General features: G+C 50.5%; 25 protein-coding genes. 11 read left to right on the top strand and 14 right to left on the bottom strand.

Annotated elements, in window-relative coordinates; genetic code table 11:
• Positions 1-80 precede the first annotated feature (80 nt).
• Complete coding sequence (locus B9G79_RS04000; protein WP_088564408.1) at positions 81-1,610, bottom strand: YiiX/YebB-like N1pC/P60 family cysteine hydrolase; 1,530 nt, start codon at positions 1,608-1,610, stop codon at positions 81-83.
• A 175-nt stretch (positions 1,611-1,785) separates the two neighbouring features.
• Here B9G79_RS04000 and B9G79_RS03995 point away from each other — a divergent pair, with 175 nt between their 5' ends.
• The 4 genes from B9G79_RS03995 to B9G79_RS03980 all read left to right on the top strand — a co-directional run bounded on the left by B9G79_RS03995 (position 1,786) and on the right by B9G79_RS03980 (position 6,606).
• Positions 1,786-3,252, top strand: a complete 1,467-nt coding sequence (locus B9G79_RS03995; RefSeq protein ID WP_088564407.1) for a class I SAM-dependent methyltransferase — start codon at positions 1,786-1,788, stop codon at positions 3,250-3,252.
• Positions 3,253-3,270: 18 nt separating this feature from the next.
• Positions 3,271-4,713, top strand: coding sequence for an adenylate/guanylate cyclase domain-containing protein (locus B9G79_RS03990; RefSeq protein ID WP_088564406.1), 1,443 nt, complete (start codon positions 3,271-3,273; stop codon positions 4,711-4,713).
• 163 nt (positions 4,714-4,876) lie between these two features.
• Entirely contained in the window at positions 4,877-6,205 is a 1,329-nt protein-coding gene (locus B9G79_RS03985) for a transglycosylase SLT domain-containing protein (RefSeq protein WP_088564405.1), read from the top strand.
• Positions 6,193-6,606 (top strand): hypothetical protein, encoded by a 414-nt coding sequence (locus tag B9G79_RS03980; RefSeq protein ID WP_232469133.1) that lies wholly within the window; start codon positions 6,193-6,195, stop codon positions 6,604-6,606. The genes B9G79_RS03985 and B9G79_RS03980 overlap by 13 nt, the downstream gene beginning before the upstream one ends.
• Positions 6,607-6,645: 39 nt before the next feature.
• Here the strand turns inward: B9G79_RS03980 and B9G79_RS03975 are convergent, their stop codons facing one another.
• Complete coding sequence (locus tag B9G79_RS03975) at positions 6,646-7,548, bottom strand: LysR family transcriptional regulator (protein WP_088564404.1); 903 nt, start codon at positions 7,546-7,548, stop codon at positions 6,646-6,648.
• A gap of 95 nt (positions 7,549-7,643) precedes the next feature.
• Here B9G79_RS03975 and B9G79_RS03970 point away from each other — a divergent pair, with 95 nt between their 5' ends.
• Positions 7,644-8,621: a TerC family protein gene (locus B9G79_RS03970; protein WP_088564403.1), complete on the top strand. Its 978-nt coding sequence runs from the start codon at positions 7,644-7,646 to the stop codon at positions 8,619-8,621.
• 51 nt (positions 8,622-8,672) lie between these two features.
• The gene (gene thpR / locus B9G79_RS03965) at positions 8,673-9,302 is read left to right on the top strand and encodes an RNA 2',3'-cyclic phosphodiesterase (RefSeq protein WP_088564402.1); all 630 of its coding nucleotides are present in this window, start codon (positions 8,673-8,675) and stop codon (positions 9,300-9,302) included.
• Here the strand turns inward: thpR and B9G79_RS03960 are convergent.
• From B9G79_RS03960 to B9G79_RS03930, 7 genes are all read right to left on the bottom strand, one after another.
• Positions 9,252-9,644: an Ig-like domain-containing protein gene (locus B9G79_RS03960; protein WP_088564401.1), complete on the bottom strand. Its 393-nt coding sequence runs from the start codon at positions 9,642-9,644 to the stop codon at positions 9,252-9,254. The two genes, thpR and B9G79_RS03960, sit on opposite strands and share 51 nt — an antisense overlap.
• Before the next feature lie 152 nt (positions 9,645-9,796).
• Complete coding sequence (locus B9G79_RS03955) at positions 9,797-10,321, bottom strand: NuoI/complex I 23 kDa subunit family protein (RefSeq protein ID WP_088564400.1); 525 nt, start codon at positions 10,319-10,321, stop codon at positions 9,797-9,799.
• Complete coding sequence (locus B9G79_RS03950; RefSeq protein ID WP_088564399.1) at positions 10,318-11,898, bottom strand: 2Fe-2S iron-sulfur cluster-binding protein; 1,581 nt, start codon at positions 11,896-11,898, stop codon at positions 10,318-10,320. Before B9G79_RS03950 ends, B9G79_RS03955 begins: the two co-directional genes overlap by 4 nt.
• Positions 11,879-13,171 carry an NADH-quinone oxidoreductase subunit NuoF gene (gene nuoF / locus B9G79_RS03945; protein WP_088564398.1) on the bottom strand — a complete coding sequence of 431 codons (1,293 nt, stop codon included), beginning with the start codon at positions 13,169-13,171 and terminating at the stop codon, positions 11,879-11,881. The genes B9G79_RS03950 and nuoF overlap by 20 nt, the downstream gene beginning before the upstream one ends.
• Positions 13,171-13,644, bottom strand: coding sequence for a complex I 24 kDa subunit family protein (locus B9G79_RS03940; RefSeq protein ID WP_088564397.1), 474 nt, complete (start codon positions 13,642-13,644; stop codon positions 13,171-13,173). Before B9G79_RS03940 ends, nuoF begins: the two co-directional genes overlap by 1 nt.
• 11 nt (positions 13,645-13,655) lie before the next feature.
• Positions 13,656-15,338 carry an NADH dehydrogenase (quinone) subunit D gene (gene nuoD, locus B9G79_RS18465; protein WP_088564396.1) on the bottom strand — a complete coding sequence of 561 codons (1,683 nt, stop codon included), beginning with the start codon at positions 15,336-15,338 and terminating at the stop codon, positions 13,656-13,658.
• Complete coding sequence (locus tag B9G79_RS03930) at positions 15,325-15,846, bottom strand: NADH-quinone oxidoreductase subunit B (RefSeq protein ID WP_050792947.1); 522 nt, start codon at positions 15,844-15,846, stop codon at positions 15,325-15,327. Before B9G79_RS03930 ends, nuoD begins: the two co-directional genes overlap by 14 nt.
• A gap of 237 nt (positions 15,847-16,083) precedes the next feature.
• Here B9G79_RS03930 and B9G79_RS03925 point away from each other — a divergent pair, with 237 nt between their 5' ends.
• The 4 genes from B9G79_RS03925 to B9G79_RS03910 all read left to right on the top strand — a co-directional run bounded on the left by B9G79_RS03925 (position 16,084) and on the right by B9G79_RS03910 (position 19,922).
• Entirely contained in the window at positions 16,084-17,502 is a 1,419-nt protein-coding gene (locus B9G79_RS03925) for a S8 family peptidase (protein ID WP_088564395.1), read from the top strand.
• Between the two features lie 206 nt (positions 17,503-17,708).
• Complete coding sequence (locus B9G79_RS03920; RefSeq protein WP_088564394.1) at positions 17,709-18,314, top strand: YceI family protein; 606 nt, start codon at positions 17,709-17,711, stop codon at positions 18,312-18,314.
• An 8-nt stretch (positions 18,315-18,322) separates the two neighbouring features.
• A complete protein-coding gene (gene bufB / locus B9G79_RS03915; protein WP_088564393.1) occupies positions 18,323-19,177 on the top strand; it encodes an MNIO family bufferin maturase in 855 nt (284 codons plus the stop codon).
• Positions 19,146-19,922 carry an HvfC/BufC N-terminal domain-containing protein gene (locus B9G79_RS03910; protein ID WP_088564392.1) on the top strand — a complete coding sequence of 259 codons (777 nt, stop codon included), beginning with the start codon at positions 19,146-19,148 and terminating at the stop codon, positions 19,920-19,922. The genes bufB and B9G79_RS03910 overlap by 32 nt, the downstream gene beginning before the upstream one ends.
• Here the strand turns inward: B9G79_RS03910 and B9G79_RS03905 are convergent.
• The 3 genes from B9G79_RS03905 to B9G79_RS03895 form a co-directional block, all read right to left on the bottom strand.
• Positions 19,919-21,373, bottom strand: a complete 1,455-nt coding sequence (locus B9G79_RS03905) for a cache domain-containing protein (protein WP_088564391.1) — start codon at positions 21,371-21,373, stop codon at positions 19,919-19,921. The genes B9G79_RS03910 and B9G79_RS03905 overlap by 4 nt on opposite strands.
• 106 nt (positions 21,374-21,479) lie before the next feature.
• A complete protein-coding gene (locus B9G79_RS03900; protein ID WP_232469131.1) occupies positions 21,480-22,154 on the bottom strand; it encodes a murein L,D-transpeptidase catalytic domain family protein in 675 nt (224 codons plus the stop codon).
• Positions 22,155-22,293: 139 nt separating this feature from the next.
• Complete coding sequence (locus B9G79_RS03895) at positions 22,294-23,016, bottom strand: hypothetical protein (protein WP_088564389.1); 723 nt, start codon at positions 23,014-23,016, stop codon at positions 22,294-22,296.
• Positions 23,017-23,146: 130 nt separating this feature from the next.
• Here B9G79_RS03895 and B9G79_RS03890 point away from each other — a divergent pair, with 130 nt between their 5' ends.
• Complete coding sequence (locus tag B9G79_RS03890; protein WP_088564388.1) at positions 23,147-24,079, top strand: hypothetical protein; 933 nt, start codon at positions 23,147-23,149, stop codon at positions 24,077-24,079.
• On the opposite strand, the gene B9G79_RS03885 is transcribed toward B9G79_RS03890, so the two are convergent.
• On the bottom strand, positions 24,076-25,023 hold the full coding sequence (locus tag B9G79_RS03885; protein ID WP_088564387.1) for an acyltransferase domain-containing protein: 948 nt from the start codon (positions 25,021-25,023) through the stop codon (positions 24,076-24,078). The two genes, B9G79_RS03890 and B9G79_RS03885, sit on opposite strands and share 4 nt — an antisense overlap.
• A complete protein-coding gene (locus tag B9G79_RS03880; protein WP_088564386.1) occupies positions 25,023-26,354 on the bottom strand; it encodes a ferritin-like domain-containing protein in 1,332 nt (443 codons plus the stop codon). The genes B9G79_RS03885 and B9G79_RS03880 overlap by 1 nt, the downstream gene beginning before the upstream one ends.
• Between the last annotated feature and the right edge of the window lie 75 nt (positions 26,355-26,429).

The raw sequence follows: 26,429 nt of genomic DNA, 5'->3' as shown, positions 1-26,429 counted from the left end.
TATGGAGCCCAAAAAAGCCAAAAGCCGCAACCTGAAACAGGTGCGGCTTTCAGCGCTTCCATTTGAGATGGAAATCCTAATTATTCACACTTTTTGCTCTTATTATAGAAGAACCAGTGGAACTTTGATTCATCCGGAAGTGGCTTGTTATCCACCGTCATCGGCTGTTTACGGTACTCCTGATGCTTTTTACAATCAGCGACGCGGTAAGCTTCGTTGATCGCCAGCATGTCCTGGAAGGACGGCAGATAACCTTTCTTCTGATAGAACTCTTTTTCTTTTTCATAGATGTTCTTTTCAAGCAAAGTCGCTACCGCTTCAAACTGCACGTTCGTTTTGATGCTGTCGACAGGCATGTACTTCGGCAAAGTATCTTTCGCCACACCGAACTGACGAACCATTTTGGCAAAGTAAGCCTTCACACTGTGCTGAGGTGCCCAGTGGAACGTATAGTCCTTATCAATCATCCAGCCGTAAACACTTTGCATCACTGCATCCTGCATGCGCACCTGACGAAGCAGCGGCATGAAGCGGTATTCAGCGACGAAGTCAAAACGCGGATCCACTTCGATATCATAAGGCGAGAACAAAGAGGTCTTGGTCACACCCAGTGAACGCGGATAATCCGTGTTCTTAAACTTGGACACCGTGCTGCGATATTTAGGTACGATAAATTGACCACCGGAGGCTTTGTCGTAAGCCATGCGGATAACTTCAGAACAGAACAAAGATGAATAGTCATCATCGTCCATGGCAAAGTCATAACGGATGCCTTTCTTGCGATCCAAAGCACCTTTGGCATGATCATACATAAAGCGCGCAGCTTTCTTCGCCAAAGCTTCATCCGGCTGACGATAAAGCGCCACACGCGCATCTTCAGCCTGACGCCACTTTTCCAGCGGAGTCACAATCACCCCGTACTGAATCAATGCTTCAACGATGTATTTTTTCCCGGCCTTGTCTTCAGCAACAACTGCCAAGTGCGAGAAATTGCCTTCTTCATCAGAGATACGGGCAATCATCGCTGAAACATAGGACTTACCACGGATCAAAAGAACATCCCCGCTTTTCAATTCAAAACCGGAATACTTCGGATTTGTCCAGGTGTCCGGCTTTGAATTCACCATGATCGGGGTCTTTTTGAAGGTGAAGACCTTGTTGGTGTAAAGCCAGTCCAAAAGGTACTCTTCAGAGAATCGTGCATACTGGAAGCCTTCACGCATTTCCAGGATGCACTCTTTGCTCAGTTCATTGCGGGATTCAAACTCCTGCAATTTATCATGCAAAGCCACGCGGATCTGGAAGATGGTGTCCATCACTTCAGGTCCGACGGACTTCAATTGCTCCACTTCTGTGGCATTCTTCGGCAGGAAATGATCTGCTGGCAGATAATATAGATAGTCTGTGACTTTGTTCACAAAGCCCGCACAAGTCTTGGCATTAAACACCTGAGGATTGCCGATATCCGCCAGAACCTTGCGACTGCCCGTGATCAGCTCTTCCGTGCTGGCCGGATGACGATATGTTTTAACTTCAGATTTAAATGGTGATGTGCAGGCCGTAACCAACCCCACCGCCGCAGCGGCCCCCAATAAAACGAGCTTCTTCATAAATAATCTCCTAATTAGTCCCTTTCTTTTTCGGTCACTTAAGGAACAAAACCAACTGGACTAAAGTATAATAAGAACGCTCCCCCTGCTTTGGTCCCGTATTCTTCGTATCCCATAAGTACGATAAGAGCCTTGCTTAGTTTTACATCAGTTATTTCAACCTAGAGGAGTCAGCATGGGCGGCAACGGCGCTATGAAGCAGGAATTTTTCCAGATCGATGAAAACACACGCAAAAAAGTGATTCGTCAGGATCGCAATGATATTGAGCCTGGTGCCTGCTTCCTAACTATCCCCGGCCGCAATCTGGAAGTTCTGAACATCAGTTCTTTTGGTTGCGCTGTTTTGGTTCCTGGCGCGGAATACGCGGACTTGAAAGCTTGGTGGGATAAAAATCCTCACTTCGAAGCCGACGTCCTTTATAAAAACATTCAAACCCAGCACGTTTCCCTGCGCTGGGCTCGCTCTGAAAACCACAGCAAGTCTGTGACCGGCGAAATGATCGTGGGTTTTGAGGTTCTGGGTGAACCTTTGAAAGTGGACCGCATCAAAGCTCTGGAAGTGTCTTCTGAAGTTATCAATGCGCAGACGGAATATGCCATGCACCTGGCACAACTGCCGGCAGAATTTAAAACATTTGTGTACGAGATGAAGGACTGGCTGGAAAAGCTTAAATCCCGCATCGACAAACTGGAACAGGAATCCCCGGTCGATAGCTGGAAAGAAGCTCAAGACTATCGCATGACCATTGCGGACTCTGTGTCCGACTATCTGGGCCAGGTCATTCCAATGAAATACGCAGATGTTCCGAAGCTTGTGAAAGACTTCACGCCGGAACAAATGAAGTGGGCCACGGACTTTGCCCGTGAACAGGTGGGTCACCTGGTTTACGGTGCTCCGTTTGCCAACCGTGCTTACTTCAAACCACGCGGCTATGCCGGTGACTATGAAATGATGAATCACCTGTACCGCGACGAACTGGTGGGTAAAACCCTGTTTGACCAGTGCATGCACAAATACTTCATCGATGAACCTGCGGGTGCGGCGGTAAAAAACCGTGGTCAGTATCTGTTTGAAAAGATCACTCAACTGTTTGAGCGCACTCCACCGACGACTCCGGTAAAAGTTCTTTCCGTGGCCAGCGGTCCTGCGATGGAACAGCAGATCTTCCTGCAGAATGCGACTCCTTATCATGGCCGTCCGGCTGAATTCACGTGCCTGGATCAGGATGAAGAATCCCTGAAACACGCGCAAAGACAGTTGCACTCTGTTGAGCGCTTTGTGAAATCCGGCTTTAAATTCAAATTCAACAATATGGCGATCCGCAACGTGATCGCGGCTGGCTGCCCCGAGACAGATTATGATCTGATCTATTCTGCCGGCCTGTTTGATTACTTCACAGAACCTGTGGCACAAATGGCAGCACAAAAAATGCTGGCATCTGTAAAACCAGGTGGCCATGTCGTGATCGGCAACTTCAGCAAGGACAATCCTTGTGTGCCGTTCATGGAGCTGGTTCTGGACTGGCATCTGATTTACCGCTCTGAAGAGGACCTGCTGCGTATATTCAAAGGCATGGGTTCCAAGATCTGGGTGGAAAAAGAGCCTCTGGGTGTGAATCTGTTTGTAGTGATTCAGAAATAGGAAGCTTTGAGGAACTGAATGCTGGGGAAAGAAATCACCACCTCACAAATGCGCGAGTTTGAGGTGATTGAAGAAATCAGATCTGTCCTGCGAGTCATCGCAAACTGGATGGCCGTGCCTTTGTTCATGGCCTTCTGGATTGCCGATCTGATTTACGTTCCCCAGTTCAAATGGCTGTTCCTGGGTCTGCGCCTGACCATCATTCCGCTGTGTCTGGTGGCCAAGTACGAACTGCGCAAAGAGCAAAGCTTCCATCGCGCCCAGTGGTTTGCCGCCCTGTATGCGGGGCTCGTGGCTTTACCCATCAACATCATGATTTATTTTATCCCTGACGTGGGCACCGGCTACTATGCCGGGTTGAACCTGGTGGCCATCGGGGGACTTTCGTTCATTCCGTTTTCCACGGGCTTTTTTGTCGCCACCGCTTTGGGAATCTATCTGCCTTATTATCTGTTCACTGCACTGAAAATTCAGGCTGTGACGGATCTGTGGCCGGTGGTTTTGAATTCGTTCTTTATTGTCGGCTCTATCGTGATTTGCTTCCTGATTCGTTTCTTCCACGAACAGTTGCGCATGCGTGAGATCAACAGCCGCCTGGCCCTCAAGGCCGAAATCGCCAACCGAGATCACATTATCAAATCCAAAACAGAAGAAGCTGTCCGTCTGAATACCTTAAGCACCCAGTTCAGCCCGCAGGTGGTGCAAGCCATCCGTGAAGGTAAAGTGGATCTGGAAAAAGGTGTTCGCCGTGCGCAGATTTGCGCCATCTTTGTGGACATCGTCGGTTCCACGGAACGCGTGGTCCGTCTGGATCAGGCCAAAGTGGATCTGGTTCTGGCAAGGTTCATGGACACGGTTGTCAGTATCTTCCTGAAATACGACATCACCATCGACAAGTTCCAAGGCGACGGCATTCTGGCCTTTGCCAACGATCCGATCCGCTACGGAGACTATACACAAAGAACGTGCCTTGCCGCCCTGGAGGTGCGCGAAGCCCTTCGTCAGGATCGTGAGTTCTATCTGCTAAACTGGAAAAAGGAAATGCAGATCCGCATCGGTATTTCTGCCGGTTACGCCAACGTGGGCTTCTATGGTAATAAAAAGTTCTTCCGTTCTTACACGGCCATTGGCGCGCCGCTGCCATTTGCCTCCCGCCTGACAAACTTGGCGGAACCGGATCAGATTCTGATTGATTCCGACATCGCACAGACGTTGCAGATGGAAGGCTTTGCCGTAAAAAACATCGGCGAACGCGTGATCAAAGGTTTTGAAGGCGACACTCACTATGTCTTCGAACTGAATCAGGCTCCGATCGTGCGCAAGGATGTTTCTGCAAGCTCCTGCCCTCACTGCCCGGATTCTATCCTTTATTTGGATACGAATGCCCAGGGCCACTTCGTAATGAAGTGCCGCGCCTGTGGTTACGAAGCCGCCGAAGCCCAGGCTGTCGGCGCTATCTAGTTCCCTGCAGCTCCCCTGTTGATGATCTAGACAGGGCGATGACCGTTTAGGCCTTTGACACTGGCAATCTCATAACGAGACAGCTTACAGTCCCGCAAGTCCTTGATAATTGTGGAATCCTCTTTGGCAGGCCTCTTGCTCTTTAAGGCCGTGAGGAGGCTTCATGAGAGCTACCACACCCCATTTGTACAAAATGCTGTTTCTGACCCTTTGCTTTAGCATGGGCTGGAATATGAAACCTGTGGACTTCCATTTGGACCTGGCTTCCAAGGAAGAAAAGGGGCTGGCAGCGCCATTTAACCTGAACGCCTCCAAAGCCAAAGTGGAAAACAAAAAGGAAGAGGAAACAACCTCAGAGCCGATTCCTATTATTGAGCATGCCCTCGACAAGATTGAAAAAACCAAAAGCTTCCAAAGCCTGTTTGGCTGGGGTGACAATGTTGCCAACCGCAACTGCGACACCTGCCAGGAAGAAATCCGCAACATGCGCTACATGCAGTGCAATGCCCAGAACAACTATCTGGAAGCAGAGATGAAAACGGCCGTGGAATCACAGAACAGCCTGCTGGGTGATCTGATCCGTGCACCGATCAAAGCAAACTCCATTATTAAAGCGTCGTGCATTCAAATGGGCATGAACACGAAATTTGGTGTCAGCAGCAAAACCTTCCGTCAGTGCAATGCCGCTGGCGCCGCCCGCCAGGCCTTCCGCCCTTGTATTTCTGAAAACTACTTCAAGATGGTGAACAACAGCTTTGAACTGGTCAGCTCTTGCATGAAGGACTTTATTGCTCCGGGCAAGGACGAGGAAACACAGAATCTGGATGTTCGCGCGGTTTACGCTTTGATCAATATCGAATCCGGCTTCCACGTCAACGCCATGAGTGGCACCGGCGCTGGCGGTATCGGCCAGTTCACCGCCCCTGCTATTCAGGATGTGAATTCCAATGAACTGAACGCGGTTCGTATCTCTTTGGAAGGCAACAAGAACCCTCTGTGCAGCCGCCTTTCCATGGAGCTTCTGGATAAGATGGAACCGATCCGCCCGGGCAAAGCGCAGTCTTGTGAACGCATTTCTTTGAAAAACGGCAATCCAATGAAGAACATGATTTACACATACGCTTACCTGAAAGGGGTTAAAGCGGACATGAACAACATGATCTTCGAAAACAAAAACTATAAAAACAAATTCCGCATGTCTGAATTTGACCTGAACAAGATCAAGCGTGCTTTGATGGTTTGGTCCCACAACACCGGCCCGGCAGGAACCTGGACACCGGCAAAAACTTTGTTGAACACATTCTACAGAGGAAAAACCGTGACCAACGCGGATCAGTTCATCCAGCAAATGCAGCAGTACATGCAAAAATTCCCGGCCAGCGCCAACAAATCCAGCGCTCGTCGCAAGGAAACGTCCCGTTATTTCCCTGAGATCACAAAAACTTTGAATAATATCGAAAACGCAGTAGGAGGTGGCACATGCGTAAACTAGTGATGATTCTGGCTTTCGTTCTTGCCGGCAATTCCGCAATGGCTTTTCAGGATCTGCAAACGTACCGAGCGACGGACGAGCTGATCAACGCCATGCAACTGGAAGGTGACACCTCAGTTCGTTTGCGCCAACTGGAATCCTATAAGGACTTCCTGTACTCACGATTGAACACCATTGAACTGCCGGACATCGAGACCACACCCGACAACGATCCGCGCCTTGAGGAGTACCGCAGCCTGACGGAGTTCGATAACTATGTCGCCCTGATCCGCATGCGCCAGGTGTCGGCAAAATCCTGCCACTCCACGAAGGTGCACATTGAAAACTCCACCAGCCGTGAGGGCGGCGTGGTTCCAGAAGCAGTGGAAGCACTGAAGATCCTTTCAGCGCTTTGTACATAACAACAAAAAACAAACGGCGGGTTTCCCGCCGTTTTTCTTTTATAATGTAAAACCCTTCATCAACTTCGCCGCGATTGGATTGTCAATCTTGCGGTTGGCCGCCATCAGCCAGATCTCTTCATAAATGCCCGGCAATGTTCCCAGCACCACCAGCTTTTTCTCCCGGATCAGATCCGATGCTGCGACCTCCACAATCGGAATCAGCCCCACGCCCTCTTGACCCAGCAGTTTTTGCAGACTGGTATCCTGAGTTTCCGCGATGCGATCCACACGAATGCCATTGATAGAAAAATAATGTTCCAGATCCCGGCGCAGACGGCTGTGAATGGTCGGGAAAATAAACGGCTGACCTTCCAGTGAATACGGAAAATCCCGACGCAGATGTTTGTACTTCGCCGAGGCACACACCACCACATCGAGTTTGGCGATGGACTTGGCATACACCGTCTGGAAATCCACGTTCGGAGGATAGTTTGAAAGCAGCAGATCAATCTGATGCGCGCTGAGTTCGCGCAACAAATCATTGCCCGCACCTTCCAAAACCGAAACCGCACAGTTCCCCTGCTTATAGGCCTGAAGCACCACTTCAGAAATGATCGGTTTGGGCACACTGTCCAGCGCTCCAATTTGTACGTGCACACGGTTGTTCTGCATACGATCCTGCAAAACCTCCACCATTTCCGCCCCCAGGCGAAACACCTGGTCGGCATATTCAAAGGCGATCTTCCCCGCCTCTGTCAAAAACAGGCGTTGTTTGCGTCTTTCGAAAAGATTCTTTCCCAAGGACTCTTCCAGCTGCTTTAATTGAATACTAAGAGTCGGTTGACCCATGTTCAGCTTTTCGGCGGCCTTGGCGATACTGCCCTCTTTGGCAATAACGTGGAAATAGTGCAGATGATGGTAGTTCAGCCATTGAACCTGATTTTCGATACGAACGGGCATATTTCACCTCATTGCTTTTTGCGAATAACTTGTTAAAGAATATCTAATTTTTAAAACATCCAAAAGTCTTTATACTGCGCTCTGGAGGTTTTACCGTGTCCGAAACGTTACTATTCCCTTTTGCTGACTTCTGGTGGTTTTACGCAGGTTTCATCGCCTTTGTCATAGGTATGCTCGCCCTGGATCTGGGTGTATTTCATAAACACTCACATACGGTGAGTTTCAAAGAAGCCACGATCTGGTCGATTGTTTGGGTGTCGATCGCGATGCTCTTCAACTTGGGCTTGTATTACTACACCCTGCATCTTTACCCGGAAACCCCGGCCCTGGCCAAACAGGTGGGATTGGAGTTCCTGACCGGATATGTGATCGAAAAATCGCTGTCCGTCGATAACATCTTTGTCTTCGTCGTCGTGTTCGGTTTCTTCTCGGTTCCGGCCAAGTACCAGCACCGCGTGCTGTTCTATGGTATCCTGGGAGCCCTGATCTTCCGTGCGATCTTCATCGCTCTGGGATCAGTCCTGATGCAATACCAGGCTGTGGTTCTGATCTTCGGTGTGTTCCTGATCATCACAGGTGTGAAGATGATGTTTCAGCCGGACAAAGAAGTGGACCCTTCTCAAAACTGGTTGATCAAATGGCTTAAAAAGCACATCCGCGTTGCCGATCGCATGCATGAAGATCACTTCTTCATTAAAGAAAATGGCGTGAAACTGGCAACTCCGCTGTTTATTGCTCTGGTGTTCCTGGAATTCACGGACATCATCTTTGCGGTAGACTCTGTGCCGGCGATCTTCGCTATCACGAAAGAACCTCTGATTGTGTTCACGTCCAACATCTTTGCGATCCTGGGCTTGCGTTCCCTGTACTTCCTGCTGGCGGGCGTGGTTGATAAGTTCCACCTGCTGAAATACGGTCTGGCCCTGACTCTGGTGTTTGTCGGTCTTAAGATGGTATGGCTGAACAAGCTCTTCGGCGGCCACTTCCCGATTGGCATCTCTTTGGGCATCATTTTCGCGTTTATCGGTGGCTCTATTGCCGCTTCCCTGATATTCCCGAAAAAAGAAGCTTAATCCATTAGACAAGCCCCCTCATAACAGCGATCATAGTTATGAGGGGGCTTTATGACCAGACGACTGTTCCTTGCTCTCAACGCTACCGATCCTTTGGCAGACACCTTTCTGCCGACCTTAAAGAAACTCAAAATCAATGCTGATCGCCGTGACATGACCGTGAAGTGGGTCCCGCTGGACAACTACCACGTCACTGTGACGTTTTTGGGTGATCGCCCCGAAGAGGAAGTTCAGAAGGTAGCCGAAGCCCTGGCGAATGTTTGCCAGAACTTTGCGCCGTTTGATCTGAAGATCGAGGATGTCGGTGCCTTTTCAAATGAGCACGATGCCCGGGTTTTGTGGCTGGGTGTGCAAAACAAAAGAAGTCTGAATCAATTCAAGGAAGCTCTGGATCACGAGCTGGTGGAAAAGAATCTGCTGCCGAAAATTGAAGAGCGGCCATTTTCACCGCATCTGACCTTTGGAAGACTTCGCAACCCGCGAAGTGTGAAGGATATGATCTCGCCCTTTAAACGCAAAAGTTTCGGCAAGATTCATGTTACGGAAATCGTTCTGTACGAATCAACACTGCAAGGGGCCTTCCCTGTGTACAAGCCCCTCGCCCGTTGCAAGCTGACCGGAAGCGCCGACCTAGCGGATGCCGTTCCCGAACAAACGAATATAGATATTACTTTCACGTAGGTGAACAGTCACATCACCCCAGTGACCACCGGTTGTGGATGGACTGAAGATCACACGGATCACACACTGCTGCCCCGGCATTAAAATCTGCGGGCAGTTGGTGTCCACGCGATAGGCGAAGGAACCCTGAACGCTGATACCACGAATGAATGTGGAATCAGGGCCATTGGCCGTCAGAATGAAATCCTGGAATCTTGCGGAGTGAACAAATGTGGTTCCGAAGTTGTAGTTAAGATATTGATCCTGAGCTTTCGCCTCTACATTCAGCGGCTGAACAGACACATCTGCCAAAGCCAAGGCTGGAGCTAAAACCAACGCCAAAGACATCAAAAACTTTTTCATAGAATCCCCCTTCTATGACTTAAGTCTGGCAGGGGAACCGAAGCGCGGGCAAACAAAAAGGGAGTCTTTCGACTCCCTTTTTGACGCATTGTAGATTTAAAAAGTCACCAGGCACCTTTTTGAGCGGCTGATCAAAAAGGTTCAGCCGCGGCTTAGATGCCGGCTTTGTGGCGTTCTTCGTCGTCGACGTGAGTCAGGATGCCGCCCTTAAGGTTTGGACGGTATGCCAGATGATTGATGTCGTAGATGAAGTTTGCACCGTTCACGCCTGGAGTCTGCCATTCAGGGCCCAAACGGATTGCATCCACCGGGCAGGCTTCTTCACAGAAACCGCAGAATACGCAGCGAAGAATGTCGATCTCATAGCTGATCGGGAACTTTTCGACTGATGGGTCGTTGTGTTCCGCCGCCGTGATCTTGATACATTCCGCAGGGCAGTTGGTCGCACAAAGCATACAAGCCGTGCAGCGCAAAGAACCGTCTTTTTTAACCGTCAGAACGTGATTCCCTTTGAAACGAGGAGAGTACTCATACTTCTCCTCAGGATAGTTCAGGGTCATCATTTTCTTCTGATTGAACAAGTTCTTCAGCAAGTGCTTCATGGTCGTTGCAAGACCACCCAGAATCCCCGGCAGGAACCACTTGGACTTTTCAGAGTTGTTTTGCATTACGCTCATAGGCTACCTCTTCTGAACACGAACTCATTCTTTTTACGAGCTTCCAAAGTCACCTGATCTTCACGCTGGTTGTTCGGCATGAACGTCGCGTTCACCGCAGGGATCGCCAGGTTCTTGCCAACCATCAACAGCGCCGCTTCAGTCAATGTCAGTGCTTCGGAAACAATCGTCGTCGCTTTTTTGAACTTCTGCTCAAGACCTGCGTGGTTGATGAACGTGCCGTCTTTCTCAACAAATGTTTTTGTCGGGATCAACCATACGTTGCCAGTCAACGCCATCAAAGCATCCTGTTTGGTCGCCTGCAGCCAGATCAGGTTGGAAGCTTTGGAAAGCTCTTTCACGCGATCTGCGAAGTCAGGGAACGCATTCATGTTCTCCGGGCCAGCCACCACAACAGTTTTGATCGCTCCGGAATTCAAACCGGAAGTCAGATCCGCCCAAGTCGCTGTGATTCCGTGTTTTTCCAGAACTTTCAGCAGGCCTTTGGTGTTCGGGTTTTTATCCCCGCGCAACAGCAATCCATCGAAGCTTTCGAAGGATTCCTTGTTGTTGATCCAGAAGAAGACTTTCTTGGTTTTGAACTCGTTCACGAACGAGGAAACGATCGCATCGAACTCTTCCACCGTGTACTGAGCAGTCAGAACCAGTGCCAAAGAATCACCTTGAGAGTTTTTCAGAACCTCATTGGCATTCTTCGCCGCCGCCCCTGCTGTCATCTCTGTCCAGCCGGAAGCATTGCGAACCTGCGCCTTCAACAGACGGTGTTCACGGTTGACGAACTTGTAGATGTCACGACCTTCATCGCACATCCAGTGACCGTTCACCTGCTCATTGTAAACAGGCTTCACACGGAAGAAACCTTCCTTATTATAGAAGACTTTTACGTTACAGCCGGTAGAGCAGCCATTACATACAGTTTCAGCATCTTTTAGATACCAAACGCGCTGACGGAAACGGAAGTCTTTGGAAGTCAACGCACCCACCGGGCAGATGTCGACAGTGTTCAAAGAGTATTTGTTGTCCAAAGGCATGCCATCGTGAGTGCCGATTTCAGTACGGTCACCACGGTTGAACAGGCCCAGTTCGTTGGTTTTGGATACTTCCTCAGTGAAACGAACACAGCGGGAGCAAAGGATGCAACGCTCGGAATCCAGAACAACTGTCGGACCCAGGTCTACAACCTTGTGTTTCTTTTGCTTGTGTTCGGCCATTTCAGGATCGTACTTGCCGTATTCCATGTACTGATCCTGCAGACCGCACTCCCCTGCCTGATCGCAGATAGGGCAATCCAGCGGGTGATTGATCAAGTGGAAGTCCAAGCCCCACTTCACAGCGTCTTTTACTTTTTCAGACGTGTTGTTGATCTTCATGCCCTCAGTAACCATGGTGTTACATGCGATCTGAACGCGTGGATTTCCTTCGATCTCCACCATGCAAAGACGACAAACACCAGCCACGGACAATCCCGGGTGCCAGCAATAGTGAGCGATACGATCGCCAGACTGTTGCATCGCCTCGATGATCGACGTGCCTTCCTTTACTTCGACTTCTTTGCCATTAATGGTGCATTTCGGCATATGTCGTTCCTTTTACTTTCGAACGTCCTTCACGGACATAGAATTCAAATTCATCTCTAAACTTAGTTACGAAGCTCAATACCGGCAAAGCCGCTGCATCAGAAAGCGCGCAGATGGTTTTACCTTTCATGTTGTCAGCAACTTTGATCAACAAGTCGATGTCCTGCAAACGGCCGCGGCCTTCCAGGATCGAATGAAGAACTTTGTTCAGCCAGCCTGTACCTTCACGGCAAGGCGTGCACTGACCGCAGGATTCGTGAGCATAGAAGTGAGTCAAAACACCCAGCATATCAACCATGCACTGGGAATCATCGATCACGATCACCGCACCGGAACCAAGCATTGTGCCCAGACCCGCCAGGGATTCGTAATCCAAGTTTGCTTTCGCCACTTCTTCAGCCGTCAAAACCGGAGCGGAAGAACCACCCGGGATAACTGCTTTCAGTTTGCGGCCCGGCTTCATACCGCCGCCCTCTTTCATGATCAGATCCATCAACGGATAACCCAGCGGAACTTCAAAGTTGCCTGGAGTCATCACGTTACCGGACAAAGAGAACAGCTTGGTACCAGCGGATTTCTCCGTACCGTGTTTGCGGTAAGTCTGAGCGCCGTCCTTAATGATATAAGTCACAGCCGCCAGAGTTTCCACGTTGTTCACGATGGTTGGCTTTCTCAGGTAACCCTGAACTGCCGGGAATGGCGGTTTCAATTTTGGCTGGCCTTTCAGACCTTCCAAAGAAGAGATCATGCCTGTTTCCTCACCGCAGATATAAGCACCGGCACCGCGGTACACATCCAGATCGAAATCAAAACCGGAACCCAGGATGTTTTTACCCAGAAGACCGGCAGCATAAGCCTCTTTGATCGCCTTGTTCAGGCATTCAATCGGGAATACGTACTCACCACGAACGTAGATGTAACCTTTGTTGGAACCGATCGCGAAAGCAGAGATGATCATGCCTTCGATCAATTGATGTGGAGCACGCTCCATCATCATACGGTCTTTGAAAGTCCCTGGCTCGCCTTCATCGGCGTTGCACAGAAGATAGCGTGGCTCGCCGTTTTTCGGCAAAAAGCCCCATTTCATACCCGTTGGGAAACCCGCACCACCACGACCGCGCAGACCGGAAGCTTTCACTTCATCAATGATGGCTTGAGGTTGCATTTTGAAGGCTTTGTGAAGAGTTTCGTAACCACCCTTGGCTTTGTAGCCCGCCAAAGTTTGATATTCAGGCAGGTGGTAGAATTCTGTAAGCACTTTTACTTCAGACATTATTTCATACCTCTCAACAGATTCATCGCTGTCTCTGGAGTCAGCTTTTCGTGGTAGGTGTCATTCACCTGCATCATCGGCGCAGTTCCGCAGGAACCAAGGCACTCTACCTTGGAAACTGTGAAGCGGCCGTCAGCAGTGACTTCATTGTATTTTACACCCAGTTCATGGCAGATGTGGCTTGCCATCTCACGGCCGCCTTCAAGCGCGCAGGAGATGTTCGTGCAAACCTGCACGTGGTATTTGCCCACGGGCTTCTGGTTGAACATGGTGTAGAATTTGAACACTTCATTGATACGTGCTTCCGGAATATCCATAACCTGGGACAGATGACGGATAATGTCCGGCGTGATGAAGCCGTTATTTTCTTTTTGAGCAATATAAAGGCTTGGAATAATAGCGGACTCTTTCGCCTCGTAGCGAGCCAGTTCACTTTTTACTGCAGCCAAGCCAGAATCAGACAATTTAAACATCGTTGTTTCCTCTAGCGGTCCAATTCGCCGGCAATAAGGTTCATGGAGGCAACCGTTGCGATCGCATCGGCCAGCATCGCGCCCTTAACCACAGTCGGGAAAGACTGGTAGATCGCAAAGCAAGGTGGACGAACTTTCAAACGGTAAGGATTCGCGGAACCATCGCTGACCAGATAGAAGCCCAACTCACCGTTGGCCGCCTCTGTCGCATCGTAAACTTCACCCACTGGTGGGCGAAGACCCTTGATGATCAGCATGAAGTGATTCATCAAACCTTCGATGTTGCCGTAAACGTCTTTTTTCTCTGGAAGAACGATGCCTTTGTCGCGGATTGTGTAATCGCCACCAGGAACGTTTTTGCAGACTTGTTCAATGATACGAACGGACTGACGCATTTCCTCGAAACGAACCAGGTAACGGTCATAGATGTCACCGTTGGTTCCCACTGGAACATCAAAGTCCAAAGCGTCGTAACCATAGTATGGCTGCGCTTTGCGCAGATCCAGATTCACACCGCAGGCACGAAGCATTGGACCTGTATAGCCCCACTGAATCGCATCCTGAGCAGACACCGGACATACGTTTTTAGTACGCTGGATGAAGATTTTGTTGTCGATAACCATCGCCGCCATTTCGTCAGTGCCCTTGCGGATTTCTTTGCAAAGAGCCACGACTTCATCGAACCAGCCTTCCGGCGCATCCTGAGCCATACCACCGATACGGGTCATGGACACTGTCAGACGGGCACCGCAAAGTTTCTCGAACAGGCCGTAAACTTTTTCACGCATACCGAACATATAGAAGAAGCTGGTCAAAGCCCCCAAGTCCATCGCACCGGTACCGATTGCGATCGTGTGATCGATGATACGGGAAAGTTCAGCCAGGATCACACGCATCGCCTGAGCTTTTGGCGGGATTTCCACGCCCAAAAGTCTTTCAACCGCTTTGCAGTAACCGATGTTGTTCATCGGAGCAGAACAGTAGTTCAGACGGTCGGTGTAAGGGATCACCTGATTGTACGGGTGAGTTTCCGCCATTTTTTCGAAGCAGCGGTGCAGGTAACCGATCTCGTTGTTGCAACGGATGATTGTCTCGCCGTCCATTTCAGCCATCACACGCAAAGTTCCGTGCATCGCTGTATGGGAAGGACCGATGTTCAATGGAAGATATTTGTCATTCAATACGTCGCCTGGTGAACCCGGCTCGTTGTTGAAATGAATCGGCAGGGAGTTTGTGCACGCCTGCTGGTTGTTCGCATCGTAGTCCTTGCGCAAAGGGTGACCGACGAACTGGTGGTGAGTCAGGATTTTGCGCAGGTTCGGGTGACCGTCAAAGATGATACCGAACATGTCGTACGCTTCGCGCTCGAACCAGTCCGCACCACGGTAAGCAGGAATTGCAGTACCAATGGACTCGCCCTCGCCCACTTGCGCTTTGATGCGCAGACGGGAGGAATCCTTGGAGTTGAACAGGTTGTAGACAACGTCAAAACGCTTTTCACGGCTTGGATAATCCGCACCGCACACGTCCATCAGGAAGTCGAACTGGCCGCTTTCACGAAGGAACAACAAAAGCGCCGGAGCGTCTTCTTTAGGAACTTCGATCACGTCATCGCCGACAGCGTGGGTGAACTTGAAGTTCTCAATTTTAAATTTGCCAGCCAGAAGCTGTTTCAGATTTTCAAGCTTGTTCATATGGGCTCTTCCAGTTGTCTTTCCAAGGGCGTGGTTGATTTGTCGCGATCATACGCTGCAAAGCCATGATACCGTCCATCACCGCCTCTGGTGTTGGAGGGCAGCCAGGAATGTAAACGTCGACAGGGATGACTTTATCAACGCCCTGAAGAACGTGGTAAGCACGATAGAAACCACCGGAGCTTGCACAAGCACCCATGGACAACACGTACTTAGGTTCCAGCATCTGCTGATAGATACGCACGATCACCGGAGCCATTTTCTCGGTGATGGTTCCCGCAACGACAAGCAAGTCCGCCTGACGTGGAGAGAAGCGCGCCACTTCCGCACCGAAACGAGCCAAGTCATACTTGGGACCCATCACGGACATGAACTCGATACCGCAGCAAGCAGTACCGTACGGCATTGGCCACAGAGAGTTTTTTCTTCCCCACGCAACAATAGCATCAAGCTTTGACGTGAAAGCAAAACCTCGCGACATATCATCTACAGCTTGGGTTCCGGTCATCCCATCGTGAGATACCAAACCCTGCACTTGTTCATTGTGCATAAATACACCTCTGCAATTTCATTTAGCTATCATTAAGTAGTTACTGAAAAACCGTAATCCTGACAACTAGATATATATATTGGCGGCCCTCGCCGTTTTCTTCAACGCACCTTTCCAAAGCAGGCCAAATGAAATTGATTCTCCTGTCGTTTAACCACAAACTTTAGGGAGCTTAAACAATAGGAGAAAACCCACATGAAGAAGATGGCACTGTACGTTGCTTCTGCCATTCTTGCTTTGTCCGGAGTGGCATCTGCCAACTCCCAAAAGCAAGATTTGCTTATTAAACTGGCACCTGGCTTCGTTGAATTGGAAATTCAGGGCGCAAAAGTCGAAAAATTGAGCGAATCCTGGGTTCGCGTTCAAGCTCCCCGCCGCATGAGCCTTCAATCTTTGGAAAAAAATCCGGCCATCGAGTACGTTCAGCCGAACTACAAAATCTCTCTTTTGGAAGATTATAAAATCGAAGACCCTCTTCGCCGTGCCGCTTTGGCAAAAATGCTTTCAAGAAATCCTCAGCTTCGCGCAGCCGCTCGCCAGGACAATCCGGCGATCCCTGACGCTCCGCAACCAACAACCGGCGCAGATCCTTTGTTCTCCAAACAGTGGGGCATGCTGGATATCGGCGTAGTTGACGGCTGGAAAGTGACAAAAGGCAATCCGGAAATGATCGTGGCGGTTATCGACACAGGTGTCGACTACACACACGAAGACCTTCTGCCAAATCTTTGGAGAAACGCTGGCGAAATCCCGGACAACGGCATCGACGATGACGGCAACGGTTACATCGACGACGTGATCGGCTGGGATTTTGTGACCAACGACAACAAACCTTATGACCTTGCCGTGGATTCTTTGGACGGCCTGTTCAAAGGTGGCAACCCAGGTCACGGCACTCACTGTGCGGGTAACGTGGCGGCTCGTGGTGACAATGGCAAAGGTATTGCGGGCGTGGCACCGAACGTGAAAATCATGTCTTTGCGTTTCATCGGCATGACGGGCGGCGGAACCACAGCTGATGCGATCAAATCCATCCGCTATGCTGTTGATAACGGCGCGAAAATCATGAACAACTCGTGGGGTTCTGAAGGTGAAGAGCCAGGCGCTCCTGAAAATCAGGCATTGCGTGATGCTGTTCAATACGCTCAGGACAAAGGTGTTCTGTTCATCGCAGCGGCGGGCAACGGGCACAAAGGTGTGGGCTATGACAACGACACGGACAAGCTTCCGGCTTACCCTGCGTCTTATGATCACGACATCATCATCTCTGTGGCGGCATTGGATTCCAACGACCGTCTGGGTTCATTCTCCAACTGGGGTCAAAAATCTGTGGATATCGGCGCGCCGGGCGTGAAGGTTTATTCCACAACCGTAGCACAAAGCTACAGCGACACTGTTATCGATAAATTTGGCTTCAAAGCAACTTGGGATGGCACGTCCATGGCGGCGCCTCACGTTGCGGGTGCCGCGGCTCTTTACTGGTCTGCTCACCCGGAAAAATCCTGGCAGGATGTGAAAGCGGCGATCATCGGATCTGCTCGTAAGATCAATGCTCTTGACCGCAAATCCGTGTCAGGCGGCAAGCTTGATGTGAAAGCTTTGATGAGCTACTAAGTTCTGAACTTCAAAGCCCGGTGCCGACAAAGCACCGGGCTTTTTTTTGCCCAAAATCTGTCGCCGCACAATATTCCTTGAGCTTCTGTTTTTATCTTAAAAACTTTCTGCTTCTTAATTTGTAAATCTTCTTTCGATCAAAAACAGTTAATGAATACCGTCTCCATCCCGGAGCACCTATTTAAGAACAATCGAAAGGATCACGTATGCGCGCGCTGCTCTTGTCTTTCATGGCCACATCTTTGGTATCCACCTCTGCCCTTGCCGCGAAATTTGATGTCGACAAGGCTCACACCAACGTTTCCTTCACAGCTCCGCACCTGATGGTTTCAAAAGTCAAAGGCCGTTTCGACCAGGTCAGTGGCAGTTTCGAGTTCGATGAAAAGTCCATGAAGTTAAGTGACATCAATGTGACCATCAAAACCGATTCAATTAACACCAATGAAGCCGATCGCGACAAACACATGCGCAGTCCGGACTTCTTTGATGTGGCAAAGTACCCGGAAATGACTTTTAAATCCACCAACGTCAAATACGACAAGAACAAACCCGACAAAGTCGAAGGTGACCTGACCATTCGCGGGATCACCAAGAAAGTCACCCTGGATGTTGATTACAACGGCGCAGTCACCGACCCCTGGGGCAATCGCGTTGTCACCTTTGAAGCCGAAGGCGAAGTCAACCGCAAGGACTTCGGGCTGAACTGGAACAAGGCCATGGACAAGGGCGGATTTGTTGTCGGTGACAAGATCAAAATCGAAATCGATGGCGAAGCCAAAGTCGCAGCAGTTCCAGCAGCTCCAAAAAAATAGAGGACGTCATGCAAAATTCCAGCTTCTCCCACAAGGTGGGCATGGGCCTGCGGGCCCCGCATTTTTCTTATCTTGAACAGCGCCCCTCCACCGAGGTGGCGTGGTTCGAGGCGCAGACTGAAACCTACATTCATACCCACGGACGCTCGCTGGAGATGCTGCAAACCATCCGCCAGGACTATCCCGTCGCTCTGCATGGGATTTCCATGAACATCGGTGCGCCCGAGGGCATTCGCGTGGATTACCTGCAGGGACTGCGCGAACTGATTGAACGTGTGGAACCATTCATTGTTTCAGATCACATGTCATGGAATTCGATCTCAGGTCAGAATTTTCACAACCTGCTGCCAATACCTTTTACGGAAGACAGCCTGCAGACACTGGTGAACAACATCGATTTTGTGCAGAACTTCCTGCGCCGGGCATTGGTGCTTGAAAATATTTCGACTTATATCAGCTATCATCACAGCCACATGAATGAATGGGACTTTATCTCGGAAGTCAGCAAGCGTTCCGGCTGCGCGCTGTTACTTGATGTGAACAACATCTATGTGAACTCCCGCAATCACGGCTTTGACCCAAAATACTTTATCAACCACATTCCACTGGACCGTGTGGCGCAAATTCACCTGTCCGGCCCGAGCGATTATGGTGACTTCCTGTATGACACTCACTCTCAGGAAATTCCGGCGCAAGTTTGGGATCTGTTTAAAATGCTGGCGCCCCAGGTTCGTCACCTGCCGGTACTGATTGAACGGGACGATGACATACCGGATTTCCGTGAACTCGAAGTTGAAGTGATGAAGGCCGCTTACATTCTGGAGAATTCCTATGAAACTGAGCGAACTACAGAGTCTGTTTAAAAGAAACATCCTGGCTCCCGAAGCAGATCCGCAGCATCTGGCGTATCTGAAACCCGCCGGAAAGCTCAGCCTTGAGCAGGCCTTTCAGATCTATCACCGCACCTATGTGGCACGTCTGACTGAGGCTTTGCGCACGACCTATCCGGCCGTGGCCTGGGTCCTGGGTGACAACTTCTTCAATGAGCTGTGCCGAAAGTACATCGAAGCCCAGCCGTCCGTGGCCTATAATCTGGCGGACTATGGCGAAGCTTTTTCCGGGTTCATTCAGGAAACCTCCACCGCCAAAGGCATTCCTTTCTTGCCGGACCTGGCAAAATTTGAATGGATCCATAAAGAAGTGCAACACGCGGCAACCCCGGAGCCGCTGCCGGTTGAAACTATTCAGGAACTGCTGAATTCGGATGATGTGAAGATGCACATGATTGATGCGATGGAGATTTTTGAAAGCGAGTATGCGGTCTATGATATCTGGGAGCATCGCTTCGAACCGGCTTATATGTTTGAGGGTGTGAACTGGAACACCCCCCAAAGTCTTATGATTCACAAGAAACAAAAAAAGGTGCTGGTGCAGGAACTGCAACCCGTGGAGGCGCAGATTCTGCGCGCTCTGGCCAGCGGGCGCACGGTCGCTGAAGCCCTGACCCCGCATGCAAATTCATTAAGCCCTGAAAGAATCGCCCAGCTTTTTGAAATGATGATGAAAGCCGGGATCATTGAGGATGTGATGTCGGTAGAGGCCTACTAAGAGGCCTTACCGATCACTTCTGTAGCCATACTGTGCACCATGTGCTGAAGCGTGTTGGCCTGAGCGGACATTTCCTCGGAGGTGGCTGCTGTTTCCTCTGCCGCCGCCGAGAAGGCTTGCGTCTGGCGCTCCAAAGAACCCATAGCTTCGTGAATGGCACGGATGCCTTCAGACTGATGCGTGGTGGTTTCTGAAATTTCCTGATTCAACACATTCACTTTTTGCACCGAGCTGACAATGCCATCAAGCACGCGGTCACTGCGTTCTGCAAGCTCCAAGGACACTTGGGTTTGCGTCACACTGCTGGTGATAACGGATTTTACTTCTTTTGCGGCTTGCGCCGACTTCAGCGCCAGACTGCGCACGGCTTCTGCCACGACGGCAAAACCTTTCCCCTGCTCTCCGGCCCGGGCCGCCTCGACCGCCGCATTCAGCGCCAGCAGATTCGTCTGGAAAGCGATATCATCAATGATGTCCATCGCCGAGGTGATTTCACCGGAAATCTTGGACATGACGTTGATGGATTCAATCAGTTTTTTCACTTCCATAGCCCCTTGGGAAGCTCCGCTTTCAGAGCTTCTTGCCAGATCGGCCGCCGCACGGGCTCTTTCCTGATTGGCCTGAACAATATCATTCAGATTTTTGATTGAACCCATGGTCTCTTCGATACGCGCTGCAGACTCCACCGCCCCTTGCGCGACGTTTTGTCCTGCGCTGGAAAGCATATTGGACGCCTCCAGCACTTGTTGGCTGGCATCGTTGGTATCATTCACCGTGCGCGCCAGGAAGTTCATCAAACGGCTGGCAAAGACAAAGAACAAGGCAAACGCCACAGCAAAGGCAAGGGTGAAGCCAATCAGAACTTTATTTCGGAAGTTTCCGATGGCCGTTTCCACGTCATCGACGTAAACGCCACTGCCCACGATCCATTGCCACGGTTTGAAATTGCGAACGAAGCTGATCTTGGGTTCCGGATTCGGAGACCCCGGCTTCGGCCACAGATAAGGAACAAAACCCTCACCTTCCGCAGTCTTTCCTTTTTCAGCAAAGGCCACGAACAAATGGAAACCATTGGGGTCTTTAAAACCTGAAAGGTCCTTGCCGTTCAATTCCGGTTTGATCGGATGCATAAGCATGGTCGGATGAAGATCGTTGATCCAGAAGTACTCGTTACCGCTGTAGCGAAGTTTTGCCACCGCTGCCAGCGCCTGCTTCTTGGCTTCATCTTCTGTCAGAATTTTTTGCTGATACTGATCGTGATAAAATTCCAGCACTTTGGTGGCGATATCGACTGTGGCGCGAATCGCCACGCGGCGGTCTTCGTACATGTTCTCACGCACCAGCGGAAGCACATAGAAAAGAACAATCGCCCACAGGGGAATCATCGCGCCGATAAGCAGTGCCAGCGTCTTGTAGCGATAACTGCGAGTCTTCCAGAGTTTATTCCACATAATCCGATCCCCCTAGGGTTGAAGTCGTAGGGAATTATCGGATTCGCTTCAGGATACTGAATATCACAGATGTTATTGCGAGGAAGTTTATCCTAAGTGTCTCATTTTAATCCACGCCCCCACCTTCGCCGGGGTTGCGTCGTGTGTTCACTCCCGGAGGCAACAGCTCGTCCCCCATCAAAGACTGCTCCGAAGGGTAACGGCGGGAATACCCAATCAGGTCCTTGTGATAGGAAAACAAAATGCTTCCGTTCTGCAAAAGATTGATCAGGTACTGCACATACTCTAACCCTACGGCAAAACAACCCTCGCTCCAGCCCAGGCGCCGGTTGCGGGCGATGAATTCCTCACTGACATAACTGGCCCCGTGCAAAACAATCTGGCGCAAGCGCGAATTATTATTCGAACGATCTATACCGTCCAGATACAGTGACAAGCCGTTCTTGGGACTGTTGTAAGTTCCTTTGGCGAAATAAAACCCCAAAGAGCTCTTCCAGGAGTCCGGCAGATTGGAAAAGCTTCGTGTTTCCAGAATCCCCGAACGAATACCATGAGCGACATGGAATTTCTGCACCATCCCCGTGCGCAGATCCAGCAGATGCAGGCGTTTTTCCGTGCTGGGACGGGAATAGTCCACCAACACCGCATAATCAGTATTGGGAATACGGCCTTCATTATAGTCAAACATACGGAAGATCAGATCCAGTGGTTCACGGGGAACGGATTGTTCCAACAGGACATCAAACAGAAAACGACCGTTGGCTGCTCTGCGATTGAACATGGATTCCGCCATGCTGACAGAGGCAGATAGCAGTAAAAACAACGCCACTAAGTATTGGTATATTCGTGATGCGCAATTCATTCCCCCACTCTCAAGGGAGATGGGCGCATCCGCAAATTAAGAATCGGAAAGGTCAGAGTTACGGCCAGGGAATGTACGGAACATCCTGACAGACGATTGGCAAACCCGCCGCTTGCAAAGGTGCAGCAACTTCATCAATCTCGGCCGAGTCATCCAAAAGCATGATGTGAGATCTCAAAACTGTACGCGACAGGAACTCACTCGACACTTTATTTTTGGCTTTTGATTTTTGTGCGTGCACCGGGGTCAGGGCCGCCATGCGACGTACTGATTCCAGAATGTGTTTTACCATGCAGTTGTAGCGCGGCTTCTGATCCAGATCGACGATCTGTTTATCTGCATACTCAGCCAGTTGCTGGTAAGCCTTGGCTTTGTACAGCTCCAGCAGACGGGACTTGATACCCGCGATATCCGGACGGCGATAGTTGTGCAAAGAATCCGGGCCTTCAGGGTTTTGCGCCTGGAACTTCGGGGTTTCCGACATCGAGATAAAGTCCTGACAAAGAATTGGAATTCCCGCCGCCTGATAAGGAGCCGCCCACGCATCTGCAAACGGAACGGCCACAGACAGCTTTCGTTCCATCCAGATCAACTTGTCTGAAACCGCCTTGGACTTGCCGTCGGAAAGATTCATATACAGGGGCTTGCGCTCTTTATTCAGAACCAGGGCTTCGTGAATATGCTCAGACAGGCAGGGGCGCACGTCTTTCAGACCCGCCCAGGACAGGGCCGGCACCGCAAAAACCGCAAAGCTGAATAGAATCACAGACAAAGACTTCATGAGCTCGTTATACCATACCCCGCAAACGACCCGCCCCCCGGGCTCCGGGCCCCTGTAAATAAACCTCGACTGTCCAGAAATTGGTCACCGGTCCTTAACAAATCCCGGGGCATCTTCTAACCTTAAATGAATGCCTGGTTTGCGTTTTTTCATTCTTATCTTTGCTTTATGGACTGCCTCCGTGGCCCAGGCCGACTTTTCGGATTGTTATCTGATCAACGAATGCAGCAAATTCCGGCGGGACCCCGCCAGTCCCGCCCCGGGCGGCAGCCAGATTAAAATCAACCCGTCCGCTGTCCCAACTGAAAAAGGTCTGGGTCTGGAAGCCATCTATTTCAACCCTTCGGCAGACTTTTCGATTGTTCGGGGCAATGGCAAGATTGGCGCAGCTCTGTCCCCTTCCAATAGTGAGGAAACCTTCTTTGGAGCCCCCGGCTTTGAAATGATGGATGACCTTTGGGAGCGCAAACACAATCAGGAAAAATACCCCAATCAGAAACTGACCCTGGCTTCGGCCTTCGACATCGTCGACCGCAAAGGGAATGGGTATCGCCGTTACAGCCTGAAGGCCGGCGCCATGGCGAAGTACAATACCGAAACGAATAAAATCAACATTGGCGGCGGGATCAATGCCATCTGGGGCCCGTTTTCGGCCGGCTATTCTGTGTACGGCGATGAAACTCAACTGCAACAAAGCGAATACGTGAAGACCACCATCAAATACCAGGTCAACACCTATAACGTGGCCCTTCACTTAAGCTCTTTGATTTTAAGTTATGCAAATCTGCATCTGATGGAACAAGAGGAGCTGTACGAAGCCCGCGTGCAGACTTACACGGCTTCTCTGGCAATGGGAAAATTCATTTTCACGGCCGCTAAACGCATCGAGGATTCTCCGGCGTGGGCCTATAACTATGAAACCAAAGAGCTGGAAGAAAAGCAGATCAAAGAAGAATACTTTGGCGGCGTTCAGTATGCCCTCAGCCGCCGCTTTATGCTCGGCGCACTTTACAATTACTATCTTTTGCGAGAAGGCTCTGTCACCGCGACAGTGTTCTTCTAAACACCTGCCAGCTCCCTATCCGGCATCGCACCGGCAATCAGATCCGCAGCCTCGACCATCACCGCCTGCACCGGAATTTCCCGCATCAGCCCCGTCAAACTGCGACACGGACCGATATTCACGAAGCAGTCAATGTGATGATCCTGCACCAGCTTCTGCACGGCCCGGCTCCAGTGAATGGGTTTCGTGATACTCAGAAGAAACTCCTGTTTGATTTGTTGGGGATCATTCAGGGGCTGAGCACTCAAGCTTGAGAATATCGGCACCCGCGGATGTTCCGTGTGCACACTTGCGAAGTCATTTTCCACCGCCTGCACATAGGGAAGAATATAACGTGAATGCACGGGGTAATCCAAAATACGCATCACGTTCCAACCTTTGTTTTTGGCGTGTCTTTCGACTTCATCCAGGTCTGCATAGCGGCCGCCAATATTCAAAAATCTCGGGGTCAGGCAGGACACGTCCACGTTGTTTTGTTCAAACCACGCATAATCCTCGACGGAAAAAGGCGCCGTTTTGGGGGCCAGCACCGCAATATTGCGGCCGATCTTGTCAATCCCCTCGATACTGCGGGTGAAATGGATGTGATTATAAACAGCATCCTCAAAGGTGTAAGTCCCCGCAAACACCGCACGGGCCAGATCCCCCAAGGAACATCCCATGACCCAGTCCGGGTCGCCGCTTTGATCGCGTAAACGCCGGGCCACGCCGGTCTGAATGCAGCAGATCGCCACGGCTGCCAGGCTGATATTTTTCAAAGAATAAATATCCTCGGCTGGAAGCTCAAGAAACTCCCTGAAGCTGAAACGATAACCAAAACGTTCCTGAATGATGGCCTCGGCCCGACGAAAACAGGCCTGCACTTCGGGCAGATGCAAAAAGCGATGACGATCTGATTTTCGCAGCAAAGCATTCAGGCCGGGAAAAAGAAAAGCCGTCGCCATTATCGCAACTCCATTTCCGTCTCGGGGTGCCGAACCAAATTGCGCACCGGAAAGGCGCGCTGATACAGCGGAGCAAATTCAGACATCTGATCCTGGACTTCAATCAGGGACAGCACGCGGCTGGCAGTGTGTTCGAAAACCACATCCTCGGTCTGACGAACCCATTTCAAAAGCTGCACATTCATAAAGTCGCGATCGCCGATCTCTTCATGCACCATGCGCGTGTGTTCAGCTTCGTCCTGCAAAATGACGGAAATCGTCTGGGCCACCCCGACATGGTCAGTCCCGCGCATGATATCCGTGTAGTGACGGAACACCCGCATTTCCAAACCCCAGGCCCCATAAAGATACAGTTGTTCGGGTTCCGGGATTTCCCGCATCATCAAACTGAAATAGCGGTTCAGATAGCGTTCAAGCTCATGACACAAGCGACGCTCCAACTGGCGATAACCGGGTACTGACAGCCATTTGCGTCTTTCCATCACAACACTTCTTTGCAGCAGGCGGGCATGGCGCAATTCATCGCTGACATGTTCAGGCATCAGGTCCGGCATGGGCAGATTGCGCGAAATAAAAATCTTTTGCATGTGCAAAGAAGCCATCAGCTCGCTGTGTCCCAGAGCATGCACCCACGCCACCTGAGCATAAGGACGGTCCGCCAGGACCCGAACCAGCTTTTGACTGGCGCGAACGGCAGGTTCTGTCGGCATTTCATGATTCTGAAACTCCTGCACCAGCACGGTCATGCGTTGGACCATCAGCAGGCACATTTCCTTTTCAATGATCTGCAGTTCCTGCAAAGACAGGCGTTCGGCTTCGGGCAAAGTGGCCAAAAACTTTTTACCCAGTTGGATGTGCCCGACTTCGTCAGCCAAAACCTCTTGCATGCCTTCGCGAATCCGCGGGCTGCCGGTGCCGTCGATATAGGCGGAATAAATTTGAAAGGGAAACTGTTCAATGGTGATCGCGCCATGAACGTAAGCGGCAAAGCGGGACTGCGCCTGCAGCAAAACCGGATTGGCAAAAAATCCAAGAACAAAACTTTCCGCCACCGCCCGCAGCCGATGGCGCAAATCTTCATAACGCCCGTCTTTGGCCAGCGGATAAGGTCGCAGAGATAAAATGATATCACGATGACGGGCTTCATCTGCCGCATGCTCTTGAATTTCATTCACAAAATGCAAGGGCGTCGAGGCTGAGACATTTCCCAGCACCTGCTGCGAAGCCAAGTGCTCCATGTGCGCCAGGGTGCTAAGCCACGCGGATTCCAGATGCGGATCTTCCGTCACCAGTGAAATGAGATATTGAATGGATTCAGTGAAGTTTTTCATAGAGCCCAAAGGAATACTTTGGACTCTAAAACAAAGGCAAGGCAGGGCCTCTGCACTTGCCAGTAAACAGTGTAT

The sequence above is a fragment of the Bdellovibrio bacteriovorus genome (genome assembly GCF_002208115.1).
Classification (GTDB): Bacteria; Bdellovibrionota; Bdellovibrionia; order Bdellovibrionales; family Bdellovibrionaceae; genus Bdellovibrio; species Bdellovibrio bacteriovorus_C.
Note: the sequence above shows the minus strand (reverse complement) of the source record. Positions and strands in the feature narration are given on the sequence as shown.